At 70.8% G+C, this 12117-nt stretch carries 12 protein-coding genes and 1 pseudogene; 7 read left to right on the top strand and 6 right to left on the bottom strand.

The window, feature by feature from the left end; translation table 11 throughout:
- Positions 1-37: 37 nt before the first annotated feature.
- The gene (fdhD, locus tag ACZ5NH_RS30470) at positions 38-874 is read left to right on the top strand and encodes a formate dehydrogenase accessory sulfurtransferase FdhD (protein ID WP_468779706.1); all 837 of its coding nucleotides are present in this window, start codon (positions 38-40) and stop codon (positions 872-874) included.
- Positions 875-1470: 596 nt separating this feature from the next.
- Here the strand turns inward: fdhD and ACZ5NH_RS30465 are convergent.
- Positions 1471-2400: a LysR family transcriptional regulator gene (locus tag ACZ5NH_RS30465; RefSeq protein WP_468779704.1), complete on the bottom strand. Its 930-nt coding sequence runs from the start codon at positions 2398-2400 to the stop codon at positions 1471-1473.
- 196 nt (positions 2401-2596) lie between these two features.
- Here ACZ5NH_RS30465 and ACZ5NH_RS30460 point away from each other — a divergent pair, with 196 nt between their 5' ends.
- Both ACZ5NH_RS30460 and ACZ5NH_RS30455 read left to right on the top strand, forming a co-directional pair.
- Positions 2597-3535: a Dyp-type peroxidase gene (locus tag ACZ5NH_RS30460; RefSeq protein WP_468779702.1), complete on the top strand. Its 939-nt coding sequence runs from the start codon at positions 2597-2599 to the stop codon at positions 3533-3535.
- A gap of 129 nt (positions 3536-3664) precedes the next feature.
- The gene (locus ACZ5NH_RS30455; protein WP_468779700.1) at positions 3665-6151 is read left to right on the top strand and encodes an ATP-dependent Clp protease ATP-binding subunit; all 2487 of its coding nucleotides are present in this window, start codon (positions 3665-3667) and stop codon (positions 6149-6151) included.
- 18 nt (positions 6152-6169) lie between these two features.
- On the opposite strand, the gene ACZ5NH_RS30450 is transcribed toward ACZ5NH_RS30455, so the two are convergent.
- Positions 6170-6646 (bottom strand): GreA/GreB family elongation factor, encoded by a 477-nt coding sequence (locus ACZ5NH_RS30450; protein ID WP_468779698.1) that lies wholly within the window; start codon positions 6644-6646, stop codon positions 6170-6172.
- Positions 6647-6840: 194 nt separating this feature from the next.
- Between ACZ5NH_RS30450 and ACZ5NH_RS30445 the strand changes: the two genes are divergently transcribed.
- Positions 6841-6918 (top strand): 50S ribosomal protein bL37, encoded by a 78-nt coding sequence (locus ACZ5NH_RS30445; RefSeq protein WP_468370288.1) that lies wholly within the window; start codon positions 6841-6843, stop codon positions 6916-6918.
- 98 nt (positions 6919-7016) lie between these two features.
- A complete protein-coding gene (locus ACZ5NH_RS30440; protein ID WP_468779696.1) occupies positions 7017-8444 on the top strand; it encodes a phytoene desaturase family protein in 1428 nt (475 codons plus the stop codon).
- 93 nt (positions 8445-8537) lie between these two features.
- On the opposite strand, the gene ACZ5NH_RS30435 is transcribed toward ACZ5NH_RS30440, so the two are convergent.
- Positions 8538-8927 (bottom strand): hypothetical protein, encoded by a 390-nt coding sequence (locus ACZ5NH_RS30435; RefSeq protein WP_468779694.1) that lies wholly within the window; start codon positions 8925-8927, stop codon positions 8538-8540.
- Between the two features lie 68 nt (positions 8928-8995).
- On the opposite strand from ACZ5NH_RS30435, the gene ACZ5NH_RS30430 reads away from it, so the two are divergent.
- Positions 8996-9397 (top strand): TetR/AcrR family transcriptional regulator, encoded by a 402-nt coding sequence (locus ACZ5NH_RS30430; protein WP_468779692.1) that lies wholly within the window; start codon positions 8996-8998, stop codon positions 9395-9397.
- Positions 9398-9546: 149 nt separating this feature from the next.
- Here ACZ5NH_RS30430 and ACZ5NH_RS30425 read toward each other — a convergent pair.
- The 3 genes and pseudogenes from ACZ5NH_RS30425 to ACZ5NH_RS30415 form a co-directional block, all read right to left on the bottom strand.
- Positions 9547-9641 (bottom strand): annotated as a pseudogene (locus ACZ5NH_RS30425).
- A 154-nt stretch (positions 9642-9795) separates the two neighbouring features.
- Positions 9796-10350, bottom strand: coding sequence for a YdeI/OmpD-associated family protein (locus tag ACZ5NH_RS30420; RefSeq protein WP_468779690.1), 555 nt, complete (start codon positions 10348-10350; stop codon positions 9796-9798).
- Positions 10351-10476: 126 nt separating this feature from the next.
- Positions 10477-10869 (bottom strand): DUF2267 domain-containing protein, encoded by a 393-nt coding sequence (locus tag ACZ5NH_RS30415; protein ID WP_468779755.1) that lies wholly within the window; start codon positions 10867-10869, stop codon positions 10477-10479.
- Between the two features lie 185 nt (positions 10870-11054).
- On the opposite strand from ACZ5NH_RS30415, the gene ACZ5NH_RS30410 reads away from it, so the two are divergent.
- Positions 11055-12116 (top strand): YihY/virulence factor BrkB family protein, encoded by a 1062-nt coding sequence (locus tag ACZ5NH_RS30410; protein ID WP_468779688.1) that lies wholly within the window; start codon positions 11055-11057, stop codon positions 12114-12116.
- The last annotated feature ends 1 nt before the right edge of the window (position 12117 follow it).

Raw genomic sequence — 12117 nt, 5'->3', positions numbered from 1 at the left:
CTGGAGCACCTGGGATCCGCAGGAGAGGAGCAGGTCCATGGGACGAGTGACGGCACGGCGGCGGGTGCTCCGGATCCGCGACGGAGTACCCTCCGCCCGGCCGGACACCCTGGCCGCCGAGGAACCGATGGAGATACGGGTCGGCGGGCGCCCCCTCACCGTGACCATGCGCACCCCGGGCGACGACTTCGACCTCGCGGCCGGCTTCCTCGCGGGCGAGGGCGTCGTCCATGCCGCCGGCGAGGTGACCGGCATCCGCTACTGCGCCGGCGCCACGGCGGACGGCCGCAACACCTACAACGTGGTGGACGTCGGCCTGGCCCCGGGCGTGGCTGTGCCCGGCGCGTCGCTGGAGCGGAACTTCTACACCACCTCCTCGTGCGGCCTGTGCGGCAAGGCCAGCCTGGACGCGGTGCGCATGGCCACGAGGTGGTCCGTGGCCGAGGACGCGCTGCGCGTGGGCCCGGAGCTCCTCGCCGCCCTGCCCGGAAAGCTCCGTGCGGCGCAGAAGGTGTTCGACAGCACCGGGGGCCTGCACGCGGCCGGACTGTTCACGGCCGACGGCGAACTGCTGTGCCTGCGGGAGGACGTGGGCCGGCACAACGCCGTGGACAAGGTCGTCGGACACGCCCTGCGCTCGGACCTGCTGCCGTTGCGCGGCACCCTGCTGATGGTCAGCGGCCGCGCCTCCTTCGAGCTGGTGCAGAAGGCCGTGCTCGCCGGAATCCCCCTGCTTGCGGCCGTCTCGGCCCCCTCCTCGCTGGCCGTGGACCTGGCGGCCGAGAGCGGGCTGACCCTGGTCGGCTTTCTGCGCGGTACGTCGATGAACGTGTACGCCGGCGCGGAACGACTCCAGCCGCAGCCGGTGGGCTGACGTGGGCTGAGGCGGGTTTGACGTGGGGCGGCGGGCGCCTGAAGTGTGCTGGTGGGGGGTCTGACGTGTGCTGGTGGGGGTTTGAAGCGGGCTGACGCGAGGGCTCACGTGGGGGCCGACGGGGGCGCCCGGCGTCGCCGGAACCGGGCCGCGGCCTTCGGCGACTGCGGGGCTGGGTTGCCGGGTGCGGCATCCTGTGGGGTTGAGTGGCCGCGCTCGGCATCTGCGGGGCTGAGCTGCCAGGTGGCACCTGCTGGGTTGGGCCGTGGCGCCCGGCGTCGCCGAGTCGGGCCGCGGCCTTCGGCGACTGCGGGGCTGGGTTGCCGGGTGCGGCATCCTGTGGGGCTGAGCCGCGGTGCCGGGTATCGCCGGAGCCGAGTGGCCGTGCCCGGCGGTCGTGGAGCTGAGCTGATGCGCCCAGCGACCGGGGGCTGTGCTGCCCAACGATCGCCGAGTCGAGCCACCGCGTCCGGCGGCCGCGGGCCCGGGGCGATTGGCCGACGGCTCAGCGGGACCGGGCGGCAGACAGCAGTCGGCCGTTCCAAGGCGACGGCAGTGCACGCCAGGGGAGCCGCAGCCGCGCCCGGCGCCGTCGGCTACCGCCCCGGATCCCCCGGCACGCGCTCCAGGGCCGAGGCCACGTCGGTGGTGCGGGCGATGTCCGTCAGCGCCCTCGCCATCACCGAACCGGGCTCCCTGGCGGCGACCACCAGGCCCACGGGCACGGCCGCGGCGGGTTCGATCAGCGGCACCGTCCGCATACCGTGCGGGACACCGAACACATGGAGCCAGGCATGCGGCACGATGGCCGCCCACTGGCCCGTCCTGACGTGGGCGAACAGCGCCGCCACGGAGTCGGTCTCCAGTCGGGGCGAGGGCTGCGTCCCCGCCTGCGCGAACAGCTCGTCCAGCACCCGGCGTCCCTGCATCGCCGGGGTCAGCATGCACAGCGGCAGTCGCGACGCCTCCGCCCAGGTGGCCGACGTACGCCGGGCCAGCCCGTCGGCGGTCGTGAGCAGCAGCACGTACCGCTCCTGGTACAGGGGCACCGTGTGGAAGCCACCCTCCGACACATCCTCGCGCAGATAGGTCACCCCGGCATCGAGCTCGAAGTTCTGCAGCTGCCGCAGGATGTCCACCGACTGCATGTCCGCTGTCACCTCGACCGTGACCAGCGGGTGCGCCGCGCAGAACGGGCCGGTCAACTCGGCGACGGCACCGGACGCGGTGGGCACGGTGCCGATCCGCATCCTGCCGCTCAAGCCGTTGCGCAGGACATCCACCTCGTCCTTGAGGGCATCCCGGTCGGCGAGGATCCGCTGCGCCCATACGACGATGCGTTCCCCCTCCGGGGTGAGGCCCTCGTACTTGCGGCCACGCCGCACCAGCGGCACGTCGAGTTCCTCCTCCAGCTTGCGCAGCGCCTCCGACAGAGCGGGCTGGGAGACATGGCAGGCCTGGGCGGCACGGGCGAAATGCCGCTCCCGGGAGAGGGCGACGAGGTATTCCAGCTGACGAAAGAGCACGGCACGGGTGTACCCGACCGCTCCCCGTAAAGCCAACCCCGGCCCGTCGGCCCCTCCGCCGGTCCCGGCGCCGCACTGCGTACGACCTGCCGAGCCGACCGGGCAGCGCCATGCTGGAACGACTTGGTTCCAAGGACCCGACGACTTGGTTCCAAGGCCCTCGTGTCTCCAGGACCTCATGAGGAGGCGTACTGCCGTGGTCGAACCGCAGCCCGTCATCGTCCCGCCGGCCAGGGCGGCGGTGTTCCTCGTCGCCACCATCGATCCGGGCGGGGAGGACACGGTCCGCGGCCTGCTCGAGGACGTCTCGGGGCTGCGCCGCTCGGTGGCCTTCCGCGAACCGGCCGAGGAACTGAGCTGTGTCGTCGGCATCGGATCGCACGCATGGGACCGGCTGTTCAGCGGCCCGCGCCCACGTCAGCTGCATCCCTTCACGGACCTGGTCGGCCCCCGCCATCGAGCGCTCGGCACACCGGGCGACCTGCTTTTCCACGTCCGCTCCCACCGTATGGACCTCTGCTTCGAACTGGCCCGGCTGCTGGGCGAGCGACTCGCGCGAGCGGCCACCGTGGTCGACGAGGTGCACGGCTTCAAATTCTTCGACGAACGTGACCTGCTGGGCTTCGTGGACGGCAGCGAGAACCCCGAGGGAAACGTCGCGGACGACGCTGTGTTCATCGGCGAGGAGGACGCGGAATTCGCGGGCGGCAGCTATGTGATCGTGCAGAAGTACCTGCACGACATGACGGCCTGGAACGCCCTGTCGGTCGAGGAACAGAACCTGGTCATCGGGCGCACCAAACTGGCCAACATCGAACTCCCCGACGATGTGAAACCCGCCGATTCCCATGTCGCGCTCAACACCATCACCGACGAGAACGGCGACGAACGCAAGATCGTACGGGAGAACATGCCCTTCGGTACCGTCGGCAAAGGCGAGTTCGGCACCTATTTCATCGGATATGCCCGTACCCCGGATGTGACGGAGGAAATGCTGAGGAACATGTTCCTCGGTAGGGATCCGGGCCGGCCCGACCGGATTCTCGAATTCTCTGTGCCGGTCACGGGCTGCCTCTTCCATGTGCCCACCGTCACCTTTCTCGACGACCTGCCCGATGCCCCGAGCGGCTCGTGACCCAGCGTTACCGGAACGGCAATGCGTGTCTTCCGTTTGCGGTGCCGTGCACAGCGGGGTTCAGTGATTACGGACCCCCGGAACAACCACCCCGCGGATTATCGACCTCCCGCGCGCTCAGGAGCTGTCATGTCGATGTCGTTCGGTGCACCGTTCGGTTCGTCGGATCCCTTCGGCGAGTTGTTCAGCCGCTTCTTCGGGATGTCGCCCGCGTCGTCGCCTCCCGCCGTACAGCGGGTGCCCATCGGCCGGCTGCTGACGGAGTCGTCGCAGGAACTGCTCAACGTGGCCGCGCAGCGGGCGCTGGAGGACGGCACGTCCGACCTGGACACCGAACATCTGCTGTGGGCGGCCACCAAGGTCGAACCGTCCCGGAGACTGCTCTCCAAGCTGGACGTCGATCCCGACACGCTGGCGGCCGAGCTCGACAGGACCCTGCCCCGGGAGTCCGGCGAGCCGTCCGCGCAACCGGGCCTGACCCCCGCGGCCAAGCGCACGCTCCGGGCCGCCTACGCCTACTCACAGGCGGCCGGAGTGTCGTACATCGGTCCCGAGCACGTCCTCGGCGCCCTGCTCGGCGACAGTGAGACGGGCGCCGCCAAGCTCCTGCGTGCCGAGGGCATGGACACGCAGAAACTGGCCGGTCTGACCGAGCAGGCCGCTCGCGGCGACGGAGCTCCCGCCGAACGGAAGAAGGCACCGGCGACGACGCTGGACGAGTACGGGCGGGATCTGACGGAGGAGGCGACGGCGGGGAAGCTGGATCCGGTGGTGGGGCGTGGGGAGGAGATCGAGCAGACGGTCGAGATCCTCTCGCGGCGGTCGAAGAACAATCCCGTGCTGATCGGCGAGCCGGGAGTCGGCAAGACGGCGATCGTGGAGGGGCTGGCACAGCGGATCGTGGCCGGTGAGGTGCCGGACACCCTCAAGGACAAGAGGGTCGTGGCCCTGGATCTGTCGGGGATGGTCGCGGGGGCGCAGTACCGGGGCCAGTTCGAGGAGCGGTTGAAGAAGGTCATCGAGGACGTCCAGGCCGCCAAGGGCCGGATCATCCTGTTCATCGACGAACTGCACACCGTCGTGGGCGCGGGGGCGACGGGGGAGGGGTCGATGGACGCGGGCAACATGCTCAAGCCGGCCCTCGCGCGCGGTGAACTCCACGTCGTGGGAGCCACGACGATCGACGAGTACCGCAAGTACGTGGAGAAGGACGCGGCGCTGGAGCGGCGGTTCCAGCCGGTGATGGTGCCCGAACCGACGGTGGAGGAGACGGTGCAGATCCTGGAGGGTCTGCGGGACTCCTACGAGGCGCACCATCAGGTCCGGTTCGACGACGGAGCCTTGGCGGCCGCGGCCGAACTGTCCGACCGCTACATCACCGACCGCTTCCTGCCCGACAAGGCGATCGATGTGATGGACCAGGCCGGTGCGCGGGTGCGGTTGCGCAGCGTGGGCCGGTCCACGGAGGTGATCAGCCGCGAGGACCGCATCGCCCAGCTCCGCCGTGAACTCGACCAGGCCGTCTCCGGGGAGGACTTCGAGAAGGCGTCGGAGCTGAAGCGGCAGATCTCCGAGGTGGAGGGCGAACTCGCCGGCATCGAAGAACGCCGCGAGGGCGTGGTGTCGGTGACGGCCGCCGACATCGCCGACGTAGTCTCCCGACGTACGGGCATCCCGGTGTCGCAGCTGACGGCGAGCGAGAAGGAGAAGCTGCTCAGGCTGGAGGAGGAGATGCACGCCCGGATCGTCGGCCAGGACGAGGCCGTCACCGCCGTCTCCCAGGCGGTACGGCGCAACCGGGCGGGCATGGGGGATCCGAACCGGCCGGTGGGATCCTTCCTGTTCCTCGGTCCCACGGGTGTCGGCAAGACCGAACTCGCCAAGACGCTCGCGGCGTTGCTGTTCGGGGACGAGGACCGGATGATCCGGTTCGACATGAGCGAGTTCCAGGAGAAGCACACCGTCGCCCGCCTCGTGGGCGCCCCTCCCGGATACGTGGGTTATGAGGAAGCGGGCCAGCTGACGGAGAAGGTGCGCCGACGGCCCTACAGCGTGGTGCTGTTCGACGAGGTGGAGAAGGCGCACCCGGACGTCTTCAACACCCTGCTGCAGATCCTGGACGACGGCCGGCTCACCGACGCGCAGGGCCGCACCGTCGACTTCCGGCACTGCGTGATCATCATGACGTCCAACATCGGCGCGCACCGGATCCTGGACCACAAGGGCGATGTGTCGGAGCTCAAGGACGAGTTGATGGAGGACCTGAGGACCAGGTTCCTGCCGGAGTTCCTCAACCGGATCGATGACATCATCATCTTCCACGGGCTGACCGAGGAGGATCTCGGGAAGATCGTGGACCATCTGCTGGACCACAGCAAACGCCGCGTCCACGCCCAGGGCATGACGCTGGAGGTGACCGATGCGGCGAAGAAACTGCTGATTGCCCACGGCCACCAGCCGGAGTTCGGTGCCCGGCCGCTGCGCCGCACGATCCAGGCGGAACTCGACAACCGGATCGCCACCCTTCTGCTCAGCGGCGAAGCCGATCCCGGCGACACCATCGTCGCCGACGTCGAACACGACTCCCTCCACTGCAGGGTCCGTAGAGCCGACTGAGGGCTGACTCCCCAGCGTTCATCCCTGCTCGCCGTGCTCCCCGATCGACATCACGACCACGCTCGACGGGCCGTCGGGCGTGTCGAAGTGGACCGAGTCACCGGGGCGGTGTCCGAGCAGCGCATGGCCGAGCGGACTGTCGGAGGTGACCAGGTTCTGGTCCAGGGCCTCGGCGAGTTCCCCGATCTGGAGCGTCTCCACCGAGCCGTCCGGGAAGCGGACGGTGACCGTGCTGCCCACGCCGACCACGTCCGTGGGGGCGGGCCCGGCCACGTCGGCTCGGCGCAGCCGCTCGGTGATGGTCTCGATACGACGGTCCAGGCGGTCGAGCTGATTGGCGCGCTGCAACTGCTCGGCCTGGTCCGCCTGATCGCCCACCTCCGTGCGGTCCTGCAGAATTCCGGCGACGAGCCGGCGCTCATCACGCAGGTCGGCCAGCTCCTGCTCCAGCGCGCGGCGGGCAGCGGCACCGATCGGCTCCGGGTCACCGGTCATTTCCGCTCCTACGGTCCAGGGAGAACATTCACGAGTCGGACATTTTTCGCATCGTATCAACGAGAGCCCGGGGGCAGTGCCGCCATGCAGTGGCGGTCGGGGGCGGCGGCTGCGGTGGAGGCCCCGAGTATCCCGATATACGGTGTTTCCAGGTGTTTTCTTCACCGGTTTCCCTCTCCTTCCAGGAGGCATCGATGTCCTCGAAGCGACGCCGTAAGAAGAAGTCGCGGCGCAACCATCGCGCCAATCACGGCAAGCGGCCCCAGTCCTGACGACCTCGGACGCCTGGGACTGATGCCAGACTCAGGCGTATGAGGATGACGACGGCACCGCCCGCCCCCACGGCCGCGACCACGTCGAGGTACGCCAGATGACCTCCGCCGTGGTGGTCGGCGGCGGGCCCAATGGCCTCGCCGCCGCTGCCCTCCTCGCCAAGGCGGGACTGCAGGTCACGCTCCTGGAAGCGACGGACGAGGTCGGCGGCGGCACCCGCAGCCACGAGGCGATCCTGCCGGGACTCGTGCACGACCACTGCTCGGCCATCCATCCCATGACCGTCAGCTCCCCGGCGCTGCGCGCACTCGGCCTCGAACGGCACGGGCTGCGCTGGCTGTTGCCGGACGTCGACTGCGTGCACCCGTTGGACGACGGCAGTGCCGGGGTCCTGCTGCGTTCCGTGCCGGACACCGCCCGCATGCTCGGCCCGGACGGTGACCGGTATCGCGCGCTCCTCACCACCCCGGTGCGACACTGGGACGCCCTGGCACAGGATGTGATGGGCCCCCTGCTGCGCATCCCCTCGCACCCGCTGCTGCTCGCCCGCTTCGGCCTGCCGACCACCCTTCCCGCCTCCCTCCTCGCCCGCCTCTTCACCACCCCGCGGGCGCGGGCCCTGTGGGCGGGCGTCGCGGCACACGCCTTCCGCCCGCTGTCGCAGCCGTTCACCTCGGCCATCGGGCTCGGCATCCTCACCGCGGGCCATGCCGCCGGCTGGGCCGTGGCCGAAGGCGGCTCACAGTCCATCGCCCGCAGCATGGAACGCGTGCTGCGCCTGCACGGGGGCATCGTCCACACCGGCGTGCGTGTCACCGACCACCGGCAGCTGCCACCCGCCGATGTGACCCTCCTCGACCTCGACCCCGGCCAGGTCGTCGCCCTCTACGGCGACCGGCTCCCGGCCCGGGTGCGCCGTGCCTACCGGCGGTTCCGGCGGGCCCCCGCCGTCTTCAAGCTCGACCTGGCCGTCGAAGGGGGCGTGCCCTGGACCAACGAGCACGCACGCCGGGCAGGCACCGTACACCTCGGCGGCCCGCTCGCCGAGGTGGCCGACGCGGAGCGGGCCGTGGTGGCCGGCCGCCTGCCGGAACGCCCCTTCGTGCTGGTCGGCCAGCAGTACCTGGCGGACCCCGCCCGATCGGTGGGCGACGTCCACCCCGTCTACTCCTACGCCCATGTCCCGTACGGCTACGACGGGGACGCGACCGAGGCGATACTCCGTCAGCTGGAGCGGTTCGCCCCCGGAGTCCGCGACCGCATCGTGGGCCGCCGGGTCACCCCGCCCGCCGGGTTCGCCGCCGCCAATCCCAACTTCGCCGGCGGCGACATCATCACCGGGGCCAGTACGAACCCTCAGCTTCTCCTGGGCCCTCGCCCGACCACCGAGCCGTACTCGACCGGCCTGCCGGGTGTGTTCCTGTGCTCGGCGGCGACCCCGCCCGGTGCCGGCGCGCACGGCATGTGCGGCGCCGGAGCCGCGGCGGCCGCACTGCGCCACCTGGGGGTGCGGGCCGCTCGCTGACACATGAGGACGGCCGGCGGCACCGCCTGGGGGACGGTGGCGCCGGCCGGAGCCGACTCGGGCGGTGTTCGCAGATGCCGGCCGGGGCGGCGGTCACGCGGCTCCGGCCGTCCCGGGCAGCTCTGTGGCAGGTGTGCCGAGGCGCCGCGCCAGGCCCTTGCGGTCGTAGGCGAGGGTGCCGAGTAGGCCGGCCCCGAGGCCGAGGACAAGAGCTGCCGCGGCGGCGGTCACCGCGCGACCGAGGCCCGCGTCCCAGACGGCGCCGAAGTACAGCACCGAGCGGACGCCGACGTAGATCTGGTGCAGCGGCTCGAAGGTGCCGAGGAAGCGGACGACGGACGGAGTGGCCTCCAGCGGGGCCGTACCGCCGGCGCTCGGGACCGAGAGGACGATGAACAGGAAGAGGTTGACCACCATGCCCAGGCCGCCGAGCAGGGCGAGGACGCTCTGGACGACCACGGCCACGGCGGTGATCGCGGGCACGCTGAGCCCCCATCTGAAGCTCACGAGCGAGGAAATCGACCGCGCACTGCTCGACGTGGGCCGCCTTCGTGTCTGCCCGGCACGGATTCGCCCAGGGGCCCGTCCAGGTCATCGCCGACGCCGCCGGCTACTCGAAGGCCGCCGTCCTCAAGTGTTTCGGGTCCAAGGAACGCATCCAGGCCGCCGTCGTCGCCCGCACCGAGGAACACATCACGCGCGTCGCCGCCGCGGCCGCCGGACTCCCGGTCGGAAAGCGGCGCGACGCGGCCCTGTTCAACGCGCTCGTCGAAATGATCGAGGAGTGGCCGGGCACGGGCGCGCTCATCGTGGGCGCCTTCTGGCTCACCCGCGACCCCGAGATCCTCGAACGCCTCGCACAGGCCCAGGAGCGGCGGGTGCGGGTGGTGTCCGCGATCGGCGCGGTGACCTCCACCCTGATGGCCAACCGCGACACCCGATGGACGGAGTGACGGACGTCGTGGTGGCCGCGGGACTGGGCGCCCTGGGCCACGCGTCCGCCACCTGAGGGCCACCGTGTGACGCCAGCCGACGGGCGGAGTGCCTCCCGGATACCGCGCAGGTTGTACGGGGCGGGCGTAGGCCCAGGGCCTCGGCAGTGCGGAGAGGGCAGGATTCGAACCTGCGTGGACCCTACGGATCCGACCTCGAGCCAACGCTCACCGGTCCCCGATCAACCACTCCGGGCACCTCTCCTCGCTCCCGGCTGCGCGGTCGCCCGCTCCGCCGTTCACATGGACAACGGTGCCGGAACCGGCTGACACCACGCTGACGCGCCTCCAAGTGCGGTCCGTGCGTCGCCTCTTCGGTACCGCGCGGATCGGAAGCGATGGGGGCCCGAGGCGCGGGATCAGAGGTGGAGCTTCTGCTGCGCGGCGAGCATGGCGACGAACTTCTCGATGCGCGCCGCCCGCGTCTGCGGCTTCTTGGCGTCCTGGACGCGGTAGAGGATCGCGTACCGGTTGTGGCTGTCCAGCGTCGCGAAGAAGTCCCGGGCCGGAGGACAGGCCTCCAGAGCCGCCCGGAGGTCCTCGGGCACCGTCGCCGTGCGCTGACCCTCGTACGCCGCCTCCCAGCGGCCGTCGGCCTTGGCCTTCTCCACTTCCCGCAGGCCGGCCGGTCGCATCCGGCCCCGCTCCGTGAGTTCGGTGGCCTTCTCCCGGTTCACCTTCGACCACTTGCTGCCCGGCCGCCGCGGGGTGAAGCGCTGCAGCCAGTGCCGCTCGTCCAGCTTCTTCTTCTGCCCGTCGATCCAGCCGAAGCAGAGCGCCGCCTCCAGCGCCTCCGCGTAGCCGACGCCGTCGAGCCCGGAGTCTGCCTTCGGGATCTTCAGCCAGATGCCCGGCACATCGGTGTGATGCTCCTCCAGCCACATCTCCCACGCCTGCTGCGTGGCGAAGGCCATGACCGGATCGGCCCCGTGCTGTGCTCCACCCGTCTGTGCTTCACCCGGCATGCGCCACATCAAATCCCACGCCGCCGGCGCGGTCAATCAGGAGGCACGCCCCGATGCCGGCACAGGGTGCCGGGCTCAGTCCGCCAGGTCCGTCCTGCCGAACATGGCGGCGTAGCTCGACGGGAGCTGGCTGAAGACCTGGTTCAGCTCTCCTCCGCTGACGCTGTCGGCGACCGTGGTCAGGACCGCGCCGGCGTCCCACTGGGCCGTACGCGGCCTGCTCCCGATCCGCTCGGCGACCCGGCGGTGGAACTCCTCGACCCCGAACCGCTCCGGCCGGGGCTGCTTCGCGTCGGCCAGATTCGGGCCCAGCGGCCCGGGCAGCTGGGAGGCGAGGTCGTCGATCTCCCCAGGGCTGATCCGCTGCGCCAGCACACTCAGCACGGCCTCCGTGACCTGCGCCGCCTCATCCTGGCTGGCGTACTCGCCGCGCTCGCGCACACGGGCGAGGAACTCGTCGTACCTCATCATCGTCACCTCCACTTCGGTGCCGTTTCACCGCTGCGCCCGTGTCCACGGCACCCGTGCCGTCTCAGGCGCGCCCGCTCATACGTGGGACTTCTCGGTCCCAGTACCCAGCCCACCGCGGGATGCACGGCCGGATCCGACGGGCACACCTGCTTGGAACCGCGAGCCCGGGTTACCCGGCCCGCATGCCGAAGCCGCATCCTGCCGGGCGCAGCCACCGCCACAGCGACGACGCACCGGGGCCGCGTGTGCCGGCGCCGCAGGACGCCGGACCCGATCCACGGATCGAGCGGGCCGCGCCCGACACATCGGCGCAACTGCCCAAGCGGGCCTGGGGTGCGGTGCTGAAGGGCTCCCTGCGCGAGTTCCAGGACGACGAGCTGACCGACCGGGCCGCCGCCCTGACCTACTACGGGGTCCTCGCCCTCTTCCCGGCGCTGCTGGTCCTGGTGTCACTGCTGGGCATCGCCGGCAGGTCGGTCACCGGCAAGGTGCTGGCCGATCTCCGGCACCTCGCGCCCGGCTCCGCCCGGGACATCGTCATCAGGTCCGTGGAGCAGCTGCAGAACAACGCCGGCACCGGATCGGTCATGGCCGTCGTCGGCGTCGTACTGGCGGTCTGGTCGGCCTCCGGGTACGTGGCCGCCTTCATCCGGGCCGCCAACGCCGTCTACGACATGCCGGAGGGCCGCCCGGTGTGGAAGATCCTGCCGCTGCGGATCGGCGTCACTGTCATGCTGATGGTGCTCGCCGTGGCCGGCGCGCTGATGGTCGCCCTCACCGGCGGCCTGGCCCGCTACGCGGGTCGGGCGCTGGGGCTCGGCGACACGGCCCTGACGGTGTGGTCGATCGCGAAGTGGCCGGTGCTGGTCCTGCTGGTCACGGTGATGATCGCGATCCTGTACCGGGCGACCCCGAACGCCAGGACCAAGGGCTTCAGGTGGATCACCCCGGGCAGCGTCCTCGCCCTGGCGATCTGGATGATCGCTTCCGCCGGGTTCGCCGTCTACGTCGCGAACTTCGCCTCCTACAACAAGACCTACGGCACCATGGCCGGCGTGATCGTCTTCCTGGTCTGGCTCTGGATCAGCAATCTGGCGATCCTGCTCGGCCTGGAGTTCGACGCGGAGATCGTGCGCCAGCGGGCCGTCGCCGGCGGGCATCCGCCGGGGGCCGAGCCCTACACCCAGCCGCGCGACACCAGGAAGTGGCACGAGGACGACGTACGCCGACTGCGCCAGACATGAC

The sequence above is a fragment of the Streptomyces sp. NPDC031426 genome (assembly GCF_055581585.1).
Note: the sequence above shows the minus strand (reverse complement) of the source record. Positions and strands in the feature narration are given on the sequence as shown.

Excerpts from the sequence above, each read along its gene's own strand:
- fdhD (WP_468779706.1), top strand. The coding sequence starts at position 38 with ATGGGACGAGTGACGGCACGGCGGCGGGTGCTCCGGATCCGCGACGGA.
- ACZ5NH_RS30455 (WP_468779700.1), top strand. The coding sequence starts at position 3,665 with ATGTCGATGTCGTTCGGTGCACCGTTCGGTTCGTCGGATCCCTTCGGC.
- ACZ5NH_RS30450 (WP_468779698.1), bottom strand. The coding sequence starts at position 6,646 with ATGACCGGTGACCCGGAGCCGATCGGTGCCGCTGCCCGCCGCGCGCTG.
- ACZ5NH_RS30445 (WP_468370288.1), top strand. The coding sequence starts at position 6,841 with ATGTCCTCGAAGCGACGCCGTAAGAAGAAGTCGCGGCGCAACCATCGC.
- ACZ5NH_RS30440 (WP_468779696.1), top strand. The coding sequence starts at position 7,017 with ATGACCTCCGCCGTGGTGGTCGGCGGCGGGCCCAATGGCCTCGCCGCC.
- ACZ5NH_RS30420 (WP_468779690.1), bottom strand. The coding sequence starts at position 10,350 with ATGGCCTTCGCCACGCAGCAGGCGTGGGAGATGTGGCTGGAGGAGCAT.
- ACZ5NH_RS30415 (WP_468779755.1), bottom strand. The coding sequence starts at position 10,869 with ATGAGGTACGACGAGTTCCTCGCCCGTGTGCGCGAGCGCGGCGAGTAC.
- ACZ5NH_RS30410 (WP_468779688.1), top strand. The coding sequence starts at position 11,055 with ATGCCGAAGCCGCATCCTGCCGGGCGCAGCCACCGCCACAGCGACGAC.